The following is a 20,216-nucleotide window of genomic DNA, read 5'->3' on the forward strand; positions in this document are numbered from 1 at the left end:
GTGACCTCCGGGCGGGGATGGGGGAGGATGGGCTCCTGACAGAACGAGTCACTAGACACCTAAGGAAGGGACTCACATGACTGTGTCTGAGCAGGAAGTTCGCGCGGCAGCACCGGCCAACACCCCTGAGGACGTCATCTCCTTCGTCACCCGCATCGCGGAGCTCAGCAAGCCGGAGAAGGTCTACTTCGCGGATGGCTCTGACGAGGAGTGGGACCGCCTGACCGGCGAGATGGTCGAGTCCGGCATGTTCACCCGCCTCAACCCCGACAAGCGTCCCAACTCCTTCCTCGCGCGCTCCCTGCCCAGCGACGTCGCCCGGGTGGAGTCCAGGACCTACATCTGCTCCGAGAAGGAGGAGGACGCCGGTCCGACCAACAACTGGTACGACCCGGTGGAGATGAAGAAGATCCTCCACGAGAAGTTCGACGGCGCCATGCGCGGCCGCACCCTCTACGTCATCCCCTTCTCCATGGGCCCCCTGGGCGGCCCCATCTCCCAGCTGGGCATCGAGCTGACCGACTCGCCCTACGTCGTGGTCAACATGCGCATCATGGCCCGCATCGGCACCGCCGCGATGGACCTCATCGCCGAGGGGCGCCCCTGGGTCCCGGCCGTTCACTCCGTGGGCGCGCCGCTCGAGCCGGGCCAGCAGGACACGACCTGGCCCTGCAACGACGAGAAGTACATCACCCACTTCCCGGAGACCAACGAGATCTGGTCCTTCGGCTCCGGCTACGGCGGCAACGCCCTGCTGGGCAAGAAGTGCTACGCCCTGCGCATCGCCTCGACCATGGCCAAGCGCGACGGCTGGATGGCCGAGCACATGCTCATCCTGCGGCTGACCGACGAGAAGAGCGGCAAGCAGTACCACGTGGCCGCCGCCTTCCCCTCGGCCTGCGGCAAGACCAACCTCGCCATGCTCCAGCCCACCATCGAGGGCTACAAGGTCGAGACCGTCGGCGACGACATCGCCTGGATGCGCGCTGGTGAGGACGGCCGCCTGCGGGCCATCAACCCCGAGGCGGGCTTCTTCGGTGTGGCCCCGGGCACGTCCTACAAGACCAACCCGATGGCCATGGACACGATGCGCGCCAACTCGATCTTCACCAACGTGGCGCTGACCGACGACGGCGACGTGTGGTGGGAGGGCATCGACGCCGAGCTGCCCGAGCACCTCATCGACTGGCACGGCAACGACTACACTCCGGCCGACGCCGCCGAGGGCAAGCTCGCCGCGCACCCCAACTCCCGTTTCACCACCCCCGCCGCGCAGTGCCCGATCATCTGCCCGGACTGGGAGGCCCCCGAGGGCGTGGCGATTGACGCGATCCTCTTCGGTGGGCGTCGCGCCTCGAACGTCCCGCTGGTCGCTGAGCAGTACGAGGCCGCCCACGGCGTGTTCATCGGTGCCTCGGTGGCCTCGGAGGTCACTGCCGCGGCCACCGACGTCAAGGCCGGCTCCCTGCGCCACGACCCCTTCGCCATGCTGCCCTTCTGCGGCTACAACATGGCCGACTACTGGGGCCACTGGCTGGAGATCCAGGAGCAGCTCGGCGAGAACTTCCCCAAGGTCTACCAGGTCAACTGGTTCCGCAAGGACGCCGACGGCAAGTTCCTGTGGCCGGGCTTCGGGGACAACTCCCGTGTGCTGGACTGGATCGTGCGCCGCGCCGGTGGCGAGGTCGAGGCGATCGAGGGTGTCACCGGTCTGTACCCCAAGATCGAAGACTTCAACCTCGAGGGCTCCGGTGTGACCGCCGAGCAGTGGGAGCAGATGTACACCATCGACCCCGACGCCTGGGCCGCCGAGATGGAGGACACCGAGGAGTACTTCAAGCAGTTCGGTGACAAGGTCCCCGCGGCCATCACCGAGCAGCTGGCCAAGTTCCGCGAGCGCATCGCCGCCGCCAAGGCCTGAGTATCATCGCCTCCTCCCTGGCCGGGACCTTCTCCCGGCCAGGGAGGCGGGATGACAGCATCACCGCCCCGCCGCCACCGTGCGGCGGGGCGGTGGTGCTTGCCTGTCGGTTCACTGCGCCTTTCTCGCCAGATGCGAACTCGACCTTTCACCGACCGGTCCTCTACCGGGTCCTGAGCGTTGCCCGCCTGCCGACCGTGGGCAGTAGCCGCCGCGACGTCAACAGTGGCGCGAGAGCACATCCGCCCGGGCCTCCTCCCCAAGCCTGGATTCTTGAACCACACCCTTACCGACAGACACTCCGGCGTGCCCCCCTCTACGACACGCCCGCCTTCCCGCACCACCCCAACGACACCCGGCCCCGACCCTCACCCCCTGGTGAGAAAGGCTCAATGCGCGTGAGTACTTCGCGACCGAGTTCCAGCTCGATGGAAACGGGTAGTTCTCGGTCGGCGTGCCGGGACGAGGCCCGGCCACGTGCGAGGCGGGGCCGGCAGGGGAGTGCGGCCCATCACGACAGCCTCGCGCAACACCTATCCTCCGGCCAGGAGGATGACGATGCCCAGGATGACGCTCAGGAAGGCGGCGAGCACCACGCCCGTTGCTCCCGGTCGGGGAACGGCTCGCTTCGGGACGGGCCGCGCCGTCCATGGTGCGGCGCCCGGGCGTGCCATGACGATCATGCCGGTGGCGATCGCGATGATCGCTGCCGCCGTCCTGACGCTGCTGGCTCTGGCGGGGTGTGCGCCCGGGGGCGGGACGGAGCGGCCGATCGAGTCGACCTCTGGACCGATCTCCGGGACGGTTGTCGGGCGGACGGTGTCGACCTGGCGCCAGAGTGCCGACGAGGAGCTCGACGCGTCGCAGTTGCCGCTGGGCACGCGCCTCCTGGGAACCGAGACCGCCTGGCAGGAGTGGCTGGCCGCCCTGCCGGCGCCGGTCTCGGCTGCCGTGACCGCTGAGACCCCGCCCACCGACTTCAGCACGCATCTGCTCGTGGTCGACGCAGCGGTCGTGTGTCGGGAGGAGTCTCGTCTGACATCCCCGGCACCCCGGGAGCTCCAGGTCCTCGCCACCGCCCCGGCCGAGGAGGTCCTGTGCACCTGGTCGCCCGTCGAGCTCGTCGTCTTCAGCGTCGGCCTCGATGAACTGGGAGTCGCCTCCGCCGAGGAGGTCACCGTCCGGGACCGAGTCGTCGTGACCGAACAGGGCTGATCCGCCGCAGTGCCCACAACCGGTCCCCGGACATAGCCTGGGATCATGAGCGCGCAGGAACTGTCTGCCGCCGCCGATCCGTCGGGGCGGACCATGCCAGGCAGCCCGGTCGCGCGGGGCGGCCGGAGTTCGACCGTGGCCCCCGAAGTGCTCGACCTGGTGGCCAACGCGACCGCCTTCCTGCGCGCTCACCATCGGGAGGCCCTGACCGTTCAAGACCTCGCCGAGTACCTGTCCTACAGCCCCTCCCATCTCACGCGCACCTTCACAGCGCTTGTGGGGAGCTCGCCCATCGGCTACCTGTCCGCCTGGCGTCTCCACGAGGCCAAGCAGCTCCTGGTCCACCCCGGCGTGGGCGTGGCCGAGGCCTGCCACGAGGTGGGGTACACCTCGGTGGGAACCTTCACGCGGCGTTTCACCCGCGACGTCGGGTTGGCGCCCGGAGCTCTGAGCAGCGCCGCCGCCCGGTCCTCCAGCACGACCGCGGGATCATTCATGCTGTCTCCGGACATCGTCAGACCGTCCCCCCTGGCCGGCATTGTCAGCGTAACAGCCCGGCCGGCCGCTGACGGGCGCCATGAGGCCCCCGCGACCCCGCCGCCGCGTGACACCCACACGGCGCCCTGCCTCAATCCTCGTTAGGCTGGCGCCGTGAAGATCCTGCTTCTGGGCTCCGGCGCGCGCGAGCACGCCCTGGCTCGCGCCCTCGCCTCCGACCCCGCCACCACCGAGCTCGTCGTCGCGCCCGGGAACCCGGGGACCGCCCTCATCGCCACCAACCTGCACATCGACCCCGCCTCGCCCAGCGAGGTCGTCGAGCTGGCCGAGCAGATGGGCGCCGAGCTGGTCGTCGTGGGCCCCGAGGCCCCCCTCGTGGCAGGAGTGGCCGACGCCGTGTGCCAGGCGGGCATCCCCTGCTTCGGCCCCGGCGCGGAGGCGGCCCTCCTCGAGGGCTCCAAGGCCTTCGCCAAGGAGGTGATGGCCGCCGCCGGCGTCCCCACCGCCGAGGCGGCAGTGTGCACCACCGAGGAGGAGCTCGCCGCCGCCCTGGACCGCTTCGGTGCCCCGCATGTGGTCAAGGACGACGGCCTGGCGGCTGGCAAGGGCGTCGTCGTCACCCACGACCGGGCTGCCGCCCTGGCCCACGGCCTGGCCTGCCTGGCCAAGGACGGCGGGCGGGTCGTCGTCGAGGACTACCTCGACGGCCCGGAGGTCTCCCTGTTCTGCGTGTGCGACGGCGCAACCGTCCGCCCCCTGGCCCCCGCCCAGGACTTCAAGCGCCTGGGTGACGGCGATACGGGGCCCAACACCGGCGGCATGGGCGCCTACACCCCCCTGACCTGGGCGCCGGCGGACATCGGCGAGCAGGTCCTGCACGAGGTCGCCCAGCCCGTGGTCGACGAGATGGCCCGCCGGGGCACCTCCTTCATCGGCGTGCTCTACTGCGGCCTGGCCCTGACGAGCCGAGGACTGCGCGTCGTGGAGTTCAACGTCCGCTTCGGCGACCCCGAGACCCAGGCGGTCCTGGCCCGCCTGACCTCCTCCCTGCCCGAGCTGCTCCTGGCGGCGGCCACGGGGCGCCTCGCTGAGGTCCCGCCCCCGCAGTGGTCCGACCAGGCAGCCGTCGACGTCGTCCTGGCGGCCCCCGGCTACCCCGGGGTGGTGGCCACCGGCGGGATCATCACCGGGGTCGAGGCCGCCGAGAAGGTCGAGGGCGTCCACGTCCTGCACGCCGGCACCGGCCGCGACGACGTCGGCCGGCTCGTGGCCACCGGGGGCCGGGTCCTGTCGGTCGTGGCCCTGGGCGACACGGTCGCCCAGGCCCGTGCGCGCGCCTATGAGGCGGTCGGGCGCATCAACCTCGAGGGGGCCCAGGTCCGTAGCGACATCGCCCTGGGCCGCTGAGGCCGGCAGGGCCCGCTCTCGCCGCACCACTGTCCCCCGCGCCCCACCGGCACGGTGGCAGGATGGGCCTATGAGCCCCAGCGCCCCCACCCTGCCCATCGCCCCTGCGCTGCCGGGATGGACGCACCTGTCCAGCGGCAAGGTCCGAGACGTCTACACCCCGGCCCCGGGCTCGGCGTGGGCCGGGCAGGACGTCCTGCTCGTTGTCGCCTCGGACCGGATCAGCGCCTACGACCACGTCCTGGCCACCCCGATCCCCGACAAGGGCAAGGTGCTCACCGCCCTGTCCGCCTGGTGGTTCGACCAGCTCGGCGACGTCGTCGCCAACCACCTGGTCAGCCTCGAGGCCCCCGCCGAGGTCGCGGGGCGGGCGATGGTGTGCCGGAGGCTGACGATGTACCCCGTGGAGTGCGTGGCCCGCGGGTACCTCACCGGCTCCGGGCTCGTCGAGTACCGCGAGTCCGGCACGGTGTGCGGCCAGGAGCTGCCCGCCGGGCTGACCGAGGCCTCCCGCCTGCCCGAGCCGATCTTCACCCCGGCGGCCAAGGCCGAGCTCGGGGAGCACGACGAGAACATCACCTACGGGCGGGTCGTGGAGATGGTGGGCGCACCCGCAGCCCGGGCACTGCGGGAGGTGACCCTGACCCTGTACGCGCGAGCCGCGCGGATCGCGGCCGAGCGCGGCATCATCCTGGCCGACACCAAGTTCGAGCTGGGTGCCGGTGCCGACGGCGCCCTCGTCCTGGGCGATGAGGTCCTCACCCCGGACTCCTCCCGCTTCTGGCCCGCCGACCAGTGGTCGCCCGGCCGGGTCTCGCCCTCCTTCGACAAGCAATACGTCCGCGACTGGCTGACCTCCCCGGCCGCGGGCTGGAACCGCAACGGCCCTCAGCCCCCGCCCGCCCTGCCCGAGGAGGTCGTCGCGCGCACCCGGGCCCGCTACCTCGAGGCCTACGAGCGCCTGACCGGCCGCCCCCTCGACCTGTGAGGGCGGGCCGATGACCGCCGCGCACGACCCGGGCCCCCGCCCGGCCACGAGCAGCTCCTTCCGACCAGGGCCCGGTTTCCTCCTCCTGGTCATCGCCGCGCTGGCCGTCCTCGTCCTGGCGCTGGCCGCCGCGATCTGCGCCGCCCTGGGGGCCCGCTCGACCTCCCTGGTCCTGGGGGGAGCGGCCCTGGTCATCGTCGGGGTCGGGATGCTGGCCGTCCTGCGGGTGCCGGCCCGCTCAGTGGTCGTCAACGCCCCGCGGCTGCGCCTGGAGCGCGTCCGCGCCCGGGCCGCCCGCCGCGCCCCGACGGCGGCGCAGCAGACCCCGGCGCCGCTCAAGGTGCCGGGCACAGACCTGGTCGTGCCCGACTCCAGCGGGCACCGCGAGCTGACAACCCTCGACGTCGTCTCCGGGCCGGTGACCACCGCCCTGGCCGCCTCCGAGCTGGGGCGCATGGCCGACGACAGGCTCGCCGGCACATCGGTCGGCGAGGGGATCATCCGTGTCGCCCAGCTGCTCGCCGGCGCGCTGGGCTTCACGCTCGTGGCCCTGGGCCTGGCCTCGATCCTGGGGCAGGTGCTCTCATGACCCCGCCCGGACGCGATCGCCGCCCGGCCCACGAGCGCGGCCCCGTCGACTGGGGGACGCAGCGCGCCCCCGCCCGCCCCGCCGCCGGGGGGCCGGCCGGAGCCCCCCAGGACGATCCGGTCGTCCTCGATGCCGACGATGCCGACGACGCCCCGGCGGGCCGGCCCACCGGCCGCACCCGCCCGGGCCCCGACTGGGGCGTGGGGCGCGGCGCGGCACCCGCCCAGCCCACCCCCGGGCAACGGGCCCGCAGCCCTTGGCCCGAGGCGGTGCGCACCCAGCGCCTGGCGGGGATCGCCTTCGCCCTGACCGGGCTGGTCCTGGCCACCTGGTCGGCGATGAACCTGGCCACCAACGCCGAGTCGGGGCGCCTGTGGGTCCCGCCCTGGCTCGTTGTCGTCCTGGCCGGGGCGGGACTGGTCTCGGCCGCCGGCTACCTCGCCTGGGCCGGGGGAACGGCCGTGCGCGGGGAGGCCGAGCGCTGGCAACCCACCGTCCTCGACGCGGCCGCCGGCCTGACCGTCGGAACGGTCAACGTGGCCGACCCCCACCGCCTCCTCGAGGGCGCGTTCACCGACCGCCCCTCCCTGGGCGCAGGGCCCCATGCGGGACCGCCCGGATCGGGGAGGGCCCCGACAGGCGGAGGACCGCCACCCGCCGCCTCGGTCGAGTCCGGCCCCACCCCGCTCATGGGCACCTCCACCTTCGACCAGTCGACCCACGCCCCGGCGGGCGTGGCCGGGGCGGTCGGCGGCTTCCTGCTCGCCGCCGCCATTGTCTGCGCGGTCATCGCCCTCGTGCTGGGGCCCGCCTGGCTCATCGCCACCGTCGCCCTGGCCCTGGGAGGGATCGTCTCGATCCGGCTGGCCGCCGACTGGCTCGGCCACGTCTGAGCCGGCCGACGGCGCCGGCCGGCCCCCGTGCGGGTACGCTGTGCCCGGACCACCCCTCGCCCCAACCCCGTAACCAGGAGGACCGATGGGACGCATCGTCGTCGAGGTCATGCCCAAGCCTGAGATCCTTGACCCCCAGGGCAAGGCGGTCGTGGGCAGCCTGCCGCGACTCGGATTCGACCAGTTCACCGAGGTGCGCCAGGGGCGACGCTTCGAGCTGAGCGTCGAGGGCCCCGTCACCGAGGACCACCTCGAGGCGGCCCGGCAGGCGGCACTGAGGCTGCTGTCCAACCCGATCATCGAGGACGTCGTCTCGGTGCGCGCCGAGACCGACGCCGCCGGGGAGGGCTGAGCGTGGCCCGCATCGGCGTCATCACTTTCCCGGGGACCCTCGACGACGTTGACGCCGCCCGCGCCGTGCGCCTGGCCGGGGCCGAGCCCGTCGTCCTGTGGCACAAGGACGCCGACCTCCGGGGCGTGGACGCCGTCGTCGTCCCCGGAGGCTTCTCCTACGGCGACTACCTGCGGTGCGGGGCGATCGCCCGATTCGCCCCGGTCATGGGCGAGGTCGTCACCGCCGCCGAGGCGGGGATGCCGGTGCTCGGCATCTGCAACGGCTTCCAGATCCTCACCGAGGCCCACCTCCTGCCCGGCGCCCTCATCCGCAACGACCACCAGCGCTTCGTGTGCCGTGACCAGGTCCTGCGCGTCGAGTCGACGACAACCGCCTGGACCGGGGACTTCGAGGCCGAGGAGGAGATCACCATCCCCCTGAAGAACGGTGAGGGCAACTTCGTGGCCTCCGAGGCCGAGCTCGACCGCCTCGAGGGCGAGGGGCTCGTCGTGTTCCGCTACGTCGGAGCCAACCCCAACGGCTCGGCCCGGGACATCGCCGGGGTGCGCAACGAGCGGGGCAATGTCGTGGGCCTCATGCCCCACCCCGAGCACGCCGTCGAGCCGGGCTTCGGCCCGGACTCCTCGGCGGGGCCGCGCACCGGCGTCGACGGGCTGCGGCTCTTCGCCTCGGCGATCAGCGCGCTCGCGGGCCGCTGAGCGCAGGCCCGGTCGGGGCGGCGGTGTGAGCACGGCGAGCGCCCCGCGAGGTGATGCGCACGGGCGCCGGCTCCGTGCCGGGGCGCCTGCTGCCTGCCGCGGCTCCTCGCATCCGGCGTGCCGGTAGCCCACATGCCCGTCCCAAGGATGTGGATAACTCGGAGCACACCTGTGGTTTGCTAGGAACTCGCTGAAGAATCGTGACCAAAACGTAATCGTTGTGGACAATGTGGTGCTTGTCGCTCCGGCCTGCCGGGCGGGGGCCGACAGTCAGGCTCCGAGGCGCGACGATCGCCGGAATAACCGCTCACTATCGGCGGGATTGCAACGATCCATGGCGCCCGTCGGCGTGCTCGGCGTCACCCGCGGGCGAGCTGGGAGCCGCCTGTGGAGGGGGCGGGTGGCGGCGTGCGGACGGTTGACCACAGGGGGAGTCGCACGATCCCCGGCCTTCCCCAGACCTGTGCACAAGGGTGTGGACAAAATCTGTGGATAACTTGCCGGGCGGTGGCTCCGGGCCTCAGGCGAGGTGCCCGCCCCAGAACGATCCCGCACCCCGCCGTGCCATATGTCCCGATCTCGAGGTGTCATATCTACCGATCTCGAGGTGTCATATCTACCGATCTCGGCGAAGCGTCCGGGACGGCTCAGGGCTCGGTCTGGCCCCGGTCGAGGGCGCGTCCGATGGCGTCGATCAACTCGCGCAGGTGACGGTCGGGCAGGAAGCGCTGGCGCACCGACTCGTGGGCGACCTGGCCCATCTCCCGGGCGCGCTCGGGGAAGCGCAGCACGTCGTCGACCGCCTGGGCCCAGGACCCGCCGTCCTGCGGCTCGATCAGCACGCCGTCGACTCCGTCGTTGATCTGGTCCTCGATCCCGCCCACGCGTGAGGCGACCACGGGCGCCTTCTTCCACATCGCCTCGGCCACCGGCAGGCCGAAGGCCTCGATGAGTGAGCGCTGGGTGACGACGTCGGCCACCCGTTGGACCGCGTTGACCACGGTGGCGTTGACGTCCCGGTCGTGCATGGGGACTGCGGCGATGTGGACGCGGGCGGCCAGAGAATCGGGAAGCAGGTCCCAGCGCTCGAGGACCTCGCCGAGCACCTCGGCGGCCGCCTCGTCGCGCACCGGGTCGGGGTCGGGGCCCACGAGGAGCAGGTGGACGTCCTCGGGCAGGGCGGCGGCGTGGTCGGCGAAGGTGTCGATGAGCTCCTTGCACCCCTTGAGGCGGTCCCAGCGGGAGACCTGGACGACCGTCCGCTTGCCGGTGGGGACCGGCAGGCCCGCGCCGGCCAGTGAGGGCAGCTCCCTGACCGCCCCCGGACGGCCGTCCTCGTGGACGAAGGGCACCGCCTCGAAGGGCGGCTCGCCGTCGTAGATCCCGGCCAGGCGGGCGATCGACCAGGCCTCGTCGAGGTCGTAGACGCGGTTCTTGGGGGAGTCGGGGTTGATGGAGGGGGCGATGATGGCGCAGCGCTCGGGCTCGACGAAGGGGGGCCGGTACCCCTCGCGGGAGACGACGACGAGGTCGACGTCCTCGAGGTACCGGTCGAGGAAGGCCCAGGCGTGCTGCCCCGCCTCGCCCGAGTCGGCCGCGCCCAGGTGGCAGCGCCACAGAACGGTGGCTCCCGCCGCGCTGAATGCCTTGGCCAGCCCGGCGGTCGGCGGGTCGTGGAGGATGACGATGTCGCCCTCGCTCACCTCCTCGATGACATTGTCGGCGTTGGAGGCCAGGACGTGCTCGTAGATGTCGCGCTGCTTGTCCCCGAGCTTGCCGCCGTCCCCGCGGTCGCCGTGGATGCCCGAGTGGAGGCGAGCCGCAATGGTGAGGAACTCGGCGGGGGCGTCCAGGGTGAGCCATCGGGTGTCGATCCCCAGCCCGAGGCTGTAGCCGACCAGTGGGGCGACGATCTCGACCGGGCCAGCGCCCGCCGAGGCCGTCGGGGTGACGGTCCACACGGTGCGGCCCTCAAGCAGGCCGTGCGCCGCGGCGACCGAGTCGCGCAGGCGCCGGGTGGCTACCTCGTCGAGGTGACTCTCGAGCTCCGACAGGGGCAGTGGCGCGACGTCGATGGTTCTCATGGCCCGATCCTGCCCTCTCGTCATGTGACGCGCAACACGCCGGGCGGCATGGAGGGCGGTCTTCGCGTCGACGGAGGTGTGAGAGGCGTCTCTCCTGGGGTCCCGACATAGTTCCGGCCATGGGGAGGGGTGGGTAGTACGCACCCATGGTGCCGGCCCCAAGGCGCGTTCACGGCCTTCCTGTGCGCCAGAAAACGGCGAGAAATCAAGGAATGCGGGAGTATGTGCGTCGGCTATGAGATGTGGGTAACACGGTGGCGCCGTTGAAACCGAGTGGTGTAGAACTCCCCTTGCATCTCGTCTTCGAGCGACGCGAGTTGAACCAGAAAGGAACCCCCAATGTCCATCCCGTCACGCCCGGCGCCCTCTCAGAAGAGCAAGCTCGCCGTGTGGCTGCTCGCCTTCTTCTTCGGCGCCCTGGGTGTCCACAACTTCTACCTCGGTGAGAAGCGGGAGGGGGTCTACCACCTCGTGCTCATGGCCCTCTACCTCGTGCTGCTCTACACCGTGGGCGGGGTCGTGCCCACTGTCGTCAACCTGGGCAACTGGGCCTGGGGTCTGTTCCAGGCCTACAAGGCCTCCCAGCGCCCCGACGTCGTCTGAGACCCGAAGGCGACCCCAACCGCGCAGGCAGGGCGCCGGGCATCGCGTCACGCGGCTCAACGCCGTTGACAGCTGTCCCGGCGCCCTCGTCATACCCGGAACCGACCGCGCCTCGCCCGCCCCGCCGTCCCCCGGTATCCTCGAGGTTGCCACCACCCCCTCGCGCCCAGGAGCACCCATGGCTGCAGCCGCCTCCGAGCCCGCCCGCCTCACGCCGCAGGCAGATGGGCACGGCCCCGTCGAGCACCCCGACACCGTTGCCGATGCTGCGGCCACCCCGGAGCGGGAGATGCCCTACGCCGAGCTGGGCCTCAAGGACGAGGAGTACGCCTCGATCACCCGCCTCCTGGGCCGGCGGCCCACCAACGCCGAGCTCGCCATGTACTCGGTCATGTGGTCCGAGCACTGCTCCTACAAGTCCTCCAAGATCCACCTGCGCCAGTTCGCGGACAAGACCACGCCCGAGATGCGCCAGCACCTCCTGGTGGGCATGGGCCAGAACGCGGGCGTCGTCGACATCGGGGACGGCTGGGCCGTGACCTACAAGGTCGAGTCCCACAACCACCCCAGCTTCGTCGAGCCCTACCAGGGTGCGGCCACCGGTGTGGGCGGCATCGTGCGGGACATCATCTCGATGGGTGCCCGGCCGGTGGCGGTCATGGACCAGCTGCGCTTCGGCGCCGTGGACCACCCCGACACCGCCCGGGTCGTCCACGGGGTCGTGGCAGGCGTCGGCGGCTACGGCAACTGCCTGGGCCTGCCCAACATCGGCGGCGAGACCGAGTTCGACTCCTCCTACCAGGACAACCCGCTCGTCAACGCGCTGTGCGTGGGGGTCCTGCGCCACGAGGACATTCATCTGGCCAACGCCAGCGGCCAGGGCAACAAGGTGGTCCTGTTCGGTGCGCGCACCGGCGGGGACGGCATCGGCGGCGCCTCGATCCTGGCCAGCGAGTCCTTCGAGGACGGCATGCCCGCCAAGCGGCCCAGCGTCCAGGTCGGCGACCCCTTCATGGAGAAGGTCCTCATCGAGTGCTGCCTCGACCTGTTCGCCGGCGGCCTCGTGCTCGGCATCCAGGACCTGGGCGCCGCCGGCATCTCCTGCGCCACGAGCGAGCTGGCCTCCAACGGCGACGGCGGGATGCACGTCGACCTCGAGAAGGTCCTTCTGCGCGACCCCACCCTGACGGCCGGGGAGATCCTCATGAGCGAGTCCCAGGAGCGCATGATGGCCGTCGTCGCGCCCGACCGGCTCGAGGACTTCATGGCCGTCATCGACAAGTGGGACGTCGAGGCCTCCGTCATCGGCGAGGTCAACGGCTCGGGCCGCCTGACCATCGACCACTTCGGGGAGCGCATCGTCGACGTCGACCCGCGGACCGTGGCCCACGAGGGCCCCACCTACGACCGGCCCTACGCCCGGCCCGCCTGGCAGGACGCCCTCAACGCCGACACGGCGGCCGCCCTGCCCCGCCCCTCCAGCGCCGCCGAGCTCGCCGCGCAGGTCATGGCCGTCGTCACGAGCCCGGGCCAGGCCTCGGCCGCCTGGGTCACCGACCAGTACGACCGCTACGTGCGCGGCGGTACCGCCCTGGCCCAGCCCGACGACGCCGGGGTCGTGCGCGTCGACGAGGCCACCGGGCGGGGCGTGGCCATCGCCACCGACGCCAACGGCCGCTTCACCAAGCTCGACCCCGCCACCGGAGCGGCCCAGGCCCTGGCCGAGTCCTACCGCAACGTGTGCACCGTCGGGGCCAGGCCGCGCGCCGTCACCGACTGCCTCAACTTCGGCTCGCCGGAGGACCCCGATGCCATGTGGCAGCTCGTCGAGGCCATCACGGGCCTGGCCGACGCCTGTCGGGAGATGGGCGTGCCCGTCACCGGGGGAAACGTCTCCCTGTACAACTCCCACGGCCCGGTCAAGGGCCTGCCGGACTCCTCGATCAACCCCACTCCAGTGGTCGGCGTCCTCGGCGTCATGGAGGACGTGCGCCGTGCCAACCCCTCGGGCTGGCACGAGGAGGGGCTGGCGATCGTCGCCCTGGGGGAGACCCGCGAGGAGCTGGACGGTTCGGCCTGGGCCCGCGTCGTCCACGACCACCTCGGCGGCATGCCGCCGAGGGTGGACCTCGACGCCGAGATGGCGCTGGGCAGGGTCCTCATCGCCCTGAGCGATGCCGACGGCCCCGGGGGCCGGCGCCTCGTGCGCGCGGCCCACGACTGCTCGGCCGGCGGCCTCGTCCAGACCCTCGTCGACTGCGTGCTGCGCTACGGGGTGGGGGCGAGCATCGACCTGGCCGGGCTGGCGGGGGACGTCGATGACCTCACGGCCCTGTTCTCCGAGTCGGGGGCGCGCGCCGTCGTCGCCGTCGTCGAGGGGCTCGTGCCGGTGGTGGCCGCCGCCGCCGAGGCCGAGGGCGTGCCCTGGGCGCGCCTGGGCACCACCGGCGGGGACATGCTCGTCGTGGCCGGCAAGGACCTGCTGGCCGACGGCGGGGACGGCCGCCCGCTCGTGCTCGACCTCGACGAGCTGGGCGAGCGGGTGGAGGCCACCCTGCCCGCGCTGTTCTGAGTCCCGGGCAGGCGCCACGGAGCGATCCCGCGCGGGCCCGGTCCCGCGCCTCCCTGTGTCATACGTACCGGTCCCGGGGTGTCAGTAGTCCCGGTCTCGGGGCCGGTCCGGCTGCTGAGCGCGCCGGTGCCCAGGTTCTGATCAGGCTGAGGTGGCACGGTGGCGGTCATGCCCGCACCCGTCGCTCTCGATGAGCCCACCTGGGCCGGGGCCACCTGGCCGCTCGGCACCCACCTGACCACCGACGGCCTGACCGTGGCCGTCCACGCCCCGGCCGCCACCCGCGTCCAGCTCGAGGTCTACCCCGAGGCTCTCGGCGCTACGGCCGTCGCCTCCTTCCTGCCCGCCCGGGGGGCCGACGGCGTGTGGCGCGCCCGGCTGGGCGGCCTGGGCCCCGGTGCCCTGCTGGGCTTCCGCGTCTGGGGACCGAACTGGCCCCACGACGAGGCGTGGGCCCCCGGCTCGGCGGCGGGATTCATCGCCGACCTCGACGAGGCCGGCAACCGCTTCAACCCCAACAAGGTCCTCTTCGACCCCTACTCCCGAGAAGTCAGCCACACCGTCGGGACCGACCGGCTCGCCGAGCTGGGAGTCAACGACGGGGTCCTGGGCGCGGGCGGCGACCTGGTCGACGGCGTGCCCCGCAGGCTCATCGACACCGCCCCCTACGCGCCCAAGGGCGTCGTCGTCGCTGAGGACGACCCCGCCCTCATCCGGGCGGGCGCCCCACGGATCCCCGCCGAGCAGGCGATCATCTACGAGGCCGGCGTCAAGCAGCTGACTGGCCACCCCAGCGCCGCCCGTCTCAGCGAGCTGCTCGCCGGTGAGCGTGGCTTTGAGGCCGTGGGGGACATCCCCGCCGAGTACCAGGGCACCTACAAGGGGGCCGGCATGCTCGCCCCCTACCTCAAGGCTGCCGGCATCACGACCGTCGAGCTCCTGCCCGTCCACGAGACCAACGCCTCGGAGTCGGGTCGCCCCGGCGCCACGAACGCCTGGGGCTACATGACCCTGGCCTTCTTCGCCCCCAACCGCCAGTACGCGGCCGACAAGAGCTGGGGCGGCCCCACCCGCGAGTTCAAAGAGATGGTCGAGGCCTTCCATGCCGCCGGGCTCGAGGTCTACCTCGACGTCGTCTACAACCACACCGCCGAGGGCGGCAACTGGAACGGGGAGGTGACGACCACCGGCTTCACGAGCCTGGGAGGCTTCGCCACCGCCGAGTACTACCAGATGACGGTCGACAAGATGCTCGTCGACGGTGCGACCGGCACCTCCAACCAGATCAACTACTCCTCGCCGGCCGCCCGCCGGCTCGTGCTGGACTCCCTGCGCTACTGGTCCACGCAGATGGGGGTCGACGGCTTCCGCTTCGACCTGGCCACCGTCCTGGGCCGGCTGCCCGCCGAGTCGGCCCCCGACGACTGGGGCGGTCTCAAACGCTTCTTCGGCGATCACCCCCTGCTCGTCGAGATCGCCGCGCTGGCCCAGGCCGAGGGCATCGAGGTCATCGCCGAGGCCTGGGACCTGTGGGGCTATGAGGTCGGCAACTTCCCGCGCGGCTGGGGGGAGTGGAACGGCCGGTACCGCGACGCCGTGCGCCGCTTCACCAAGGGGGACGGCAACACCGGCGAGTTCATCGACATGGTCAATGGCGACTACCACCACTTCGAGGACAACGGCGGCCCGCAGAAGTCGATCAACTTCATCTGCGCCCACGACGGTTTCACCATGGCCGACCTCGTCAGTTACCAGACGAAAGTCAACGACCAGCCCTACCCCTTCGGCCCCTCCGACGGCGGCAGCGACGACAACCTGTCCTGGGACTCCGGAGGGGACCAGGCGCTACGCCGTCAGCGCCTGCGCAACCTGTGGGTCATCCTCATGCTCTCCCGGGGTGTCCCGATGATCGTGGCCGGGGATGAGATGGGCCGGACCCAGAACGGCAACAACAACCCCTGGGCGCTCGACACCGTGGCCATGCGCACCAACTACGCGATGCTCGCCACCCATGCCCCGCAGCGGGTTCCGGTGGGCGACCCCGGCGGCGCCGTGTACCACGACAACCTCGGGGTCTTCGACGCCCCTGACGGTCGGGTCAATCCCCTGTTCCGCCTTGCCATCTTCCTCATGGGCCTGCGCCACCGCCACCCGGCCCTCCACCAGGCCGCCTGGGGAGACGCGCTCGCCGGGGGCGAGGACGTCTCCTACCTCTTCCATACGCCGTCGGGACAGGGGGCGCCGGGCCAGGGCGACCGGGCGCTGGTGGTCCAGATCGACGCCCCCGGGGAGGGCTTCTGGGTCATGATCAACATGGCCGACCAGCCTGTCGACTTCACCGTGCCGGTGCCCGGACACGGATCCTCTGGCGGCTCCGGGCCCGACCAGGATGCGGGGCAGACCGTGTGGCGCCGCCTGGTCGACACCGGCGTGTGGGCCGAGCCGCACGACAACCACTGGCCCGAGGGCACTGGTGAGGTTCTCTCCGGCACCGTGACCGTCGGCCCCTGGTCGGTGGTCGTGTGCCAGGCGGTTCCTCAGCCGCGGCACTGACGGCCCACTCCTCCTTGGTCGTCCAGACCACCTCGGCATGCAGGCGGGTGCTGCGCGTCTGCCTCAGCCGCTGAGGTGGAGGAGGGCCACGTGCGGCGTGGCTCAGACCCGGGCGAGGACCTCGCCGTGGAGTACGGCGAACCAGCCGTCCTCGGCGGCGGCCCACTGGCGCCACGCCTCGACCACGGCCCGGAGCCCCTCGTCGTCGGCCAGGCCGAGCCGACGGGCCTGCGGCCCGAAGGACGTCAGGCAGCGCTCGGCCCAGGTGCTGCCCCACCACTGGCGGTCCTCGCCGGTGGCGTAGCACCCGCTCGAGGCGGTGGCCTCGACGGAGGTCATGCCCGCTGCCCGGAACCACGACAGCAGCATCGCCCCGGCGTCAGGCTCGCCGGAGTTGGCCCGCGCGGTCGCCATATAGGTCTCGCGCCACGCCTCCATCCCCGCGGGCCGGGGATACCAGGTCATCGCCGAGTAGACGGCGTCGCGCGCGGCGACAAGGCCCCCGGGCCGGGTCACGCGCCGCATCTCGCGGGCGGCGGCGACCGGGTCGGCCACGTGCTGGAGCACCTGGTGGGCGTGGACGACGTCGAAGGAGCCATCCGCGAAGGGCAGCTCGTGGATGTCGCCCGCCACGAGCTCGACGGCGTCCTCCAGCCCCTGCGCCGCCAGGGTGGCGCCGGCCGCCACCAGGGCGGCGGGAGCGCCGTCGAGCCCGACGACGCGGCCGGGTGCCACGGCGCGTGCCAGGTCGGCGGTGATGGTGGCCGGGCCGCAGCCCACGTCAAGCAGATCGAGTCCGGCGCGCAGGTGGGGCAGAAGGTAGGCGGCGGAGTCGGCGGCCCTCCGGTGGGAGTGGCTGGCCAGGACCGCCGCGCCATGTCCGTGGGTGTAGGTGGTCTGCGGCGTGCGCATGCCTCGACCGTAGGCGGCCGCCGCCCATGCCCGCCAGTGGAGGACGGCATGATGAGACAGTGAGCGCAGCCCAGGAGCCCTCGGTGACCGTCACCCGCCCGAGCCCTGACGTCGGCACGGTGCCCGGCGGGCGGGGGGTGTCCGACGGTGGACAGGGCGCCCGGGTCCTCGAGGTCATTGTGATCGGAGCGGGGCAGGCGGGGCTCGCCGCGGCCGGCGAGCTGGTCCGCCGTGGGATGGTCCCCGGGCGGGAGCTGCTCGTCCTCGACGCCGAGGAGGGACCCGGAGGCGCATGGCGTCACCGGTGGGACTCCCTGACCATCGGCCGCGCCCACCACATCGCCGACCTGCCCCACTTCCCGGCCGGGGAGCTGGACGCCACGCGGCCGTCGAGCGCGGTTGTCCCCGAGTACTACGGGCGCTTCGAGAAGGCGCGCGGCCTCGACGTGCTCCGGCCGGTGCGGGTCACGGCTGTGCGGTCCACTGACCTTCCGGCCGCCCCGTTGGCCGTCCCGGGCGGGGCGGCGGCAGGGGCCGGGGTGGTGCGACGCGACACCCTCATGGCGGTCGAGGCCTCCACGCCACAGGGGCCGCGGACCTGGCTCACGCGCATGGTCATCTCGGCGGCCGGGACCTGGAGCCACCCTTATGTGCCCTATGTCCCCGGAGTCGAGACCTTCGCGGGCCGCCAGCTCCACACCGTCGGCTACCGGCGGGCCGAGGACTTCGCGGGGCAGCGGGTCGTGGTGGTCGGTGGGGGCCTGTCCGCGGTGCAGATGCTCCTGGAGATCGCGCCGTACACGGCTACCACGACCTGGGCAACGCGACGCCCGCCCGGCTTCACCACGGTCGACTTCGACGAGGTGTGGGGCGCCGAGGTCGAGCAGGCGGTCGACGCGCGCACCTCCGCGGGGCGGCGCACCGTCTCGGTGGTCCGGGCGACCGGCATCCCCATGCTGCCGGCCTACCTGGATGGCGTTCGCTCCGGCGTGCTGGTCAGCCGCGGCATGTTCGACCGCATCGGAGCCGAGGGCGTGTGCTTCTCCCCGGCCGCCACGGTCCGCGACTCCGACGGCCTCGTGCACGGCACCGGTCTGGTGGTGCCCGAGTCGTGGGATCCCTACCGCGAGCCGACCTGGGTACAGGCCGACGTCATCGTGTGGAACACCGGCTTCCGTGCGGCGCTGAGCCACCTCGCGCCGCTGCGTCTGCGCGACTCGGGCATCCGCATGGCCGGGCGCGTGGCGGTTGCCGCCGATCCACGGGTGCTGCTCGTGGGTTACGGGTCCTCGGCCTCGACCCATGGCGCCACGCGCGCGGGCTCTCTGGCCGCTCGCACCGCGCTGCGGCGCCTCCAGCCCCGCCGCGCGACCCGCTCCTAGCGGCGCTCGGATTCCGGGATGTTTCATCTCAGTTTCCGGCACGGTGACAGGCTGGGGGCCAGCGCAGGAGGACCGCCCTGCCCAACGACGAGCTCCTGCGCCTCACATACCGACATCGTGAGGAGTACGTCATGCAGGACGTCGTCGAGAAGGTCTACGAGCAAGTCGTCGCCCGCAACCGCGGCGAGGCCGAGTTCCACCAGGCGGTTCGTGAGGTGCTGGAGTCACTGGACCCCGTCATCGCCAAGCACCCGCACTACGCCGAGGATGCGCTCCTGGAGCGCATCGTCGAGCCCGAGCGCCAGATCATGTTCCGTGTCCCGTGGGTCGACGACGCCGGCCAGGTGCACGTCAACCGCGGCTTCCGCATCGAGTTCAACTCGGCGCTGGGCCCCTACAAGGGCGGTCTGCGCTTCCACCCGAGCGTCAACGCCGGCATCATCAAGTTCCTCGGCTTCGAGCAGATCTTCAAGAACGCCCTGACCGCCCAGGGCATCGGCGGCGGCAAGGGCGGCTCCGACTTCGACCCCCACGGCCGCTCCGACTCCGAGGTCATGCGCTTCTGCCAGTCCTTCATGACCGAGCTGAGCCGCCACATCGGCCCCGGCACCGACGTGCCCGCCGGCGACATCGGCGTGGGCGGCCGGGAGATCGGGTACATGTTCGGCCAGTACAAGCGCCTGCGCAACAGCTACGACGCCGGTGTCCTGACCGGCAAGGGCCTGGCCTGGGGCGGCTCCCTCGTGCGCACCGAGGCCACCGGCTACGGCACGGTGCTCTTCGCCCAGGACATGCTGGCCACGAGGAAGGACTCCCTGGAGGGCAAGAAGGTCTCCGTGTCCGGCTCGGGCAACGTCGCCATCTACGCCATCGAGAAGGCCCAGCAGCTGGGCGCCGTGCCGATCACCTTCTCCGACTCCTCGGGCTACGTCGTCGATGAGGCCGGCGTCGACCTCGAGCTGCTCAAGCAGGTCAAGGAGGTCGAGCGCGGACGGGTCGCCGACTACGTGGCCCGCCGCCCCGGCGCGCGCCTCGTCACCGGTTCGAGCGTCTGGGAGGTGCCGGTCGATGTCGCCCTGCCCTGCGCCACCCAGAACGAGCTCGACGGCGAGGACGCCGCCACCCTCCTGCGGGGCGGTTGCACGGTCGTGTCCGAGGGCGCCAACATGCCCTCGACCCCGCAGGCCGTCGAGGCCTTCCTCGCCGCCGGGATCCTCTTCGCCCCCGGCAAGGCGGCCAACGCCGGAGGCGTGGCCACCTCCGCCCTGGAGATGGAGCAGAACGCCGGCCGGACCCGCTGGGACTTCGCCACCGCCGAGGCCAAGCTCGCCGGCATCATGACCGACATCCACGACTCCTGCGTCGAGGCGGCCGAGGAGTACGGCCGTCCCGGCGACTACGTCCTGGGCGCCAACGCCGCGGGCTTCACCCGCGTCGCCGACGTCATGATCGCCCACGGCATCGTCTGATCCCGCCCCACCGGGCCCGACGCCCCGGGAGTCGCCCACCGGCGCCTCCCGGGGCGCTGGCGTGCCGACGCGCCCCG

17 protein-coding genes are annotated in these 20,216 nt (G+C 72.2%); 14 read left to right on the forward strand and 3 right to left on the reverse strand.

Going from position 1 to position 20,216, the window contains the following annotated elements; all coding sequences use genetic code 11:
• The first annotated feature begins 76 nt into the window (after positions 1–76).
• On the forward strand, positions 77–1,921 hold the full coding sequence (locus Q4C85_RS10155; RefSeq protein WP_303141794.1) for a phosphoenolpyruvate carboxykinase (GTP): 1,845 nt from the start codon (positions 77–79) through the stop codon (positions 1,919–1,921).
• Between the two features lie 533 nt (positions 1,922–2,454).
• Here Q4C85_RS10155 and Q4C85_RS10160 read toward each other — a convergent pair.
• Positions 2,455–2,595, reverse strand: coding sequence for a hypothetical protein (locus tag Q4C85_RS10160; RefSeq protein WP_303141796.1), 141 nt, complete (start codon positions 2,593–2,595; stop codon positions 2,455–2,457).
• A gap of 7 nt (positions 2,596–2,602) precedes the next feature.
• Between Q4C85_RS10160 and Q4C85_RS10165 the strand changes: the two genes are divergently transcribed.
• The 8 genes from Q4C85_RS10165 to purQ all read left to right on the forward strand — a co-directional run bounded on the left by Q4C85_RS10165 (position 2,603) and on the right by purQ (position 8,564).
• Positions 2,603–3,136, forward strand: coding sequence for a hypothetical protein (locus Q4C85_RS10165; protein ID WP_303141797.1), 534 nt, complete (start codon positions 2,603–2,605; stop codon positions 3,134–3,136).
• A 45-nt stretch (positions 3,137–3,181) separates the two neighbouring features.
• On the forward strand, positions 3,182–3,778 hold the full coding sequence (locus tag Q4C85_RS10170) for a helix-turn-helix transcriptional regulator (RefSeq protein WP_303141800.1): 597 nt from the start codon (positions 3,182–3,184) through the stop codon (positions 3,776–3,778).
• A gap of 9 nt (positions 3,779–3,787) precedes the next feature.
• Complete coding sequence (gene purD / locus Q4C85_RS10175) at positions 3,788–5,041, forward strand: phosphoribosylamine--glycine ligase (RefSeq protein ID WP_303141801.1); 1,254 nt, start codon at positions 3,788–3,790, stop codon at positions 5,039–5,041.
• A gap of 70 nt (positions 5,042–5,111) precedes the next feature.
• Positions 5,112–6,029 (forward strand): phosphoribosylaminoimidazolesuccinocarboxamide synthase, encoded by a 918-nt coding sequence (locus Q4C85_RS10180; RefSeq protein ID WP_303141803.1) that lies wholly within the window; start codon positions 5,112–5,114, stop codon positions 6,027–6,029.
• A 10-nt stretch (positions 6,030–6,039) separates the two neighbouring features.
• Positions 6,040–6,618, forward strand: coding sequence for a hypothetical protein (locus Q4C85_RS10185; protein WP_303141805.1), 579 nt, complete (start codon positions 6,040–6,042; stop codon positions 6,616–6,618).
• Positions 6,615–7,511, forward strand: a complete 897-nt coding sequence (locus Q4C85_RS10190; RefSeq protein WP_303141807.1) for a PsbA protein — start codon at positions 6,615–6,617, stop codon at positions 7,509–7,511. The genes Q4C85_RS10185 and Q4C85_RS10190 overlap by 4 nt, the downstream gene beginning before the upstream one ends.
• 85 nt (positions 7,512–7,596) lie before the next feature.
• Positions 7,597–7,863: a phosphoribosylformylglycinamidine synthase subunit PurS gene (purS, locus tag Q4C85_RS10195; protein WP_303141808.1), complete on the forward strand. Its 267-nt coding sequence runs from the start codon at positions 7,597–7,599 to the stop codon at positions 7,861–7,863.
• Between the two features lie 2 nt (positions 7,864–7,865).
• Positions 7,866–8,564: a phosphoribosylformylglycinamidine synthase subunit PurQ gene (gene purQ, locus Q4C85_RS10200; RefSeq protein ID WP_303141810.1), complete on the forward strand. Its 699-nt coding sequence runs from the start codon at positions 7,866–7,868 to the stop codon at positions 8,562–8,564.
• Positions 8,565–9,211: 647 nt separating this feature from the next.
• Here the strand turns inward: purQ and Q4C85_RS10205 are convergent.
• Positions 9,212–10,648, reverse strand: a complete 1,437-nt coding sequence (locus Q4C85_RS10205; RefSeq protein ID WP_303141811.1) for a glycosyltransferase — start codon at positions 10,646–10,648, stop codon at positions 9,212–9,214.
• A gap of 339 nt (positions 10,649–10,987) precedes the next feature.
• Here Q4C85_RS10205 and Q4C85_RS10210 point away from each other — a divergent pair, with 339 nt between their 5' ends.
• The 3 genes from Q4C85_RS10210 to Q4C85_RS10220 all read left to right on the forward strand — a co-directional run bounded on the left by Q4C85_RS10210 (position 10,988) and on the right by Q4C85_RS10220 (position 16,376).
• Positions 10,988–11,251 (forward strand): TM2 domain-containing protein, encoded by a 264-nt coding sequence (locus Q4C85_RS10210; protein WP_303141813.1) that lies wholly within the window; start codon positions 10,988–10,990, stop codon positions 11,249–11,251.
• 178 nt (positions 11,252–11,429) lie between these two features.
• On the forward strand, positions 11,430–13,823 hold the full coding sequence (purL, locus tag Q4C85_RS10215) for a phosphoribosylformylglycinamidine synthase subunit PurL (RefSeq protein WP_303141814.1): 2,394 nt from the start codon (positions 11,430–11,432) through the stop codon (positions 13,821–13,823).
• 168 nt (positions 13,824–13,991) lie between these two features.
• Positions 13,992–16,376, forward strand: coding sequence for an isoamylase (locus Q4C85_RS10220; RefSeq protein ID WP_303141817.1), 2,385 nt, complete (start codon positions 13,992–13,994; stop codon positions 16,374–16,376).
• Between the two features lie 102 nt (positions 16,377–16,478).
• On the opposite strand, the gene Q4C85_RS10225 is transcribed toward Q4C85_RS10220, so the two are convergent.
• On the reverse strand, positions 16,479–17,288 hold the full coding sequence (locus tag Q4C85_RS10225; protein ID WP_303141819.1) for a methyltransferase domain-containing protein: 810 nt from the start codon (positions 17,286–17,288) through the stop codon (positions 16,479–16,481).
• A gap of 59 nt (positions 17,289–17,347) precedes the next feature.
• On the opposite strand from Q4C85_RS10225, the gene Q4C85_RS10230 reads away from it, so the two are divergent.
• Together Q4C85_RS10230 and gdhA are read left to right on the forward strand one after the other, a co-directional pair.
• Positions 17,348–18,670 (forward strand): NAD(P)-binding domain-containing protein, encoded by a 1,323-nt coding sequence (locus Q4C85_RS10230; protein ID WP_303141821.1) that lies wholly within the window; start codon positions 17,348–17,350, stop codon positions 18,668–18,670.
• A gap of 131 nt (positions 18,671–18,801) precedes the next feature.
• Complete coding sequence (gdhA, locus tag Q4C85_RS10235; RefSeq protein WP_303141822.1) at positions 18,802–20,139, forward strand: NADP-specific glutamate dehydrogenase; 1,338 nt, start codon at positions 18,802–18,804, stop codon at positions 20,137–20,139.
• Positions 20,140–20,216: the final 77 nt, after the last annotated feature.

The organism is Actinomyces sp., assembly GCF_030524025.1.
Lineage (GTDB): Bacteria > Actinomycetota > Actinomycetes > Actinomycetales > Actinomycetaceae > Actinomyces.

Coding starts and splice junctions, on each gene's coding strand:
- Q4C85_RS10155 (WP_303141794.1), top strand. CDS start 77: ATGACTGTGTCTGAGCAGGAAGTTCGCGCGGCAGCACCGGCCAACACC.
- Q4C85_RS10160 (WP_303141796.1), bottom strand. CDS start 2,595: ATGGCACGCCCGGGCGCCGCACCATGGACGGCGCGGCCCGTCCCGAAG.
- Q4C85_RS10165 (WP_303141797.1), top strand. CDS start 2,603: ATGCCGGTGGCGATCGCGATGATCGCTGCCGCCGTCCTGACGCTGCTG.
- Q4C85_RS10170 (WP_303141800.1), top strand. CDS start 3,182: ATGAGCGCGCAGGAACTGTCTGCCGCCGCCGATCCGTCGGGGCGGACC.
- Q4C85_RS10180 (WP_303141803.1), top strand. CDS start 5,112: ATGAGCCCCAGCGCCCCCACCCTGCCCATCGCCCCTGCGCTGCCGGGA.
- Q4C85_RS10185 (WP_303141805.1), top strand. CDS start 6,040: ATGACCGCCGCGCACGACCCGGGCCCCCGCCCGGCCACGAGCAGCTCC.
- Q4C85_RS10190 (WP_303141807.1), top strand. CDS start 6,615: ATGACCCCGCCCGGACGCGATCGCCGCCCGGCCCACGAGCGCGGCCCC.
- purS (WP_303141808.1), top strand. CDS start 7,597: ATGGGACGCATCGTCGTCGAGGTCATGCCCAAGCCTGAGATCCTTGAC.
- Q4C85_RS10205 (WP_303141811.1), bottom strand. CDS start 10,648: ATGAGAACCATCGACGTCGCGCCACTGCCCCTGTCGGAGCTCGAGAGT.
- Q4C85_RS10210 (WP_303141813.1), top strand. CDS start 10,988: ATGTCCATCCCGTCACGCCCGGCGCCCTCTCAGAAGAGCAAGCTCGCC.
- purL (WP_303141814.1), top strand. CDS start 11,430: ATGGCTGCAGCCGCCTCCGAGCCCGCCCGCCTCACGCCGCAGGCAGAT.
- Q4C85_RS10220 (WP_303141817.1), top strand. CDS start 13,992: ATGCCCGCACCCGTCGCTCTCGATGAGCCCACCTGGGCCGGGGCCACC.
- Q4C85_RS10225 (WP_303141819.1), bottom strand. CDS start 17,288: ATGCGCACGCCGCAGACCACCTACACCCACGGACATGGCGCGGCGGTC.
- gdhA (WP_303141822.1), top strand. CDS start 18,802: ATGCAGGACGTCGTCGAGAAGGTCTACGAGCAAGTCGTCGCCCGCAAC.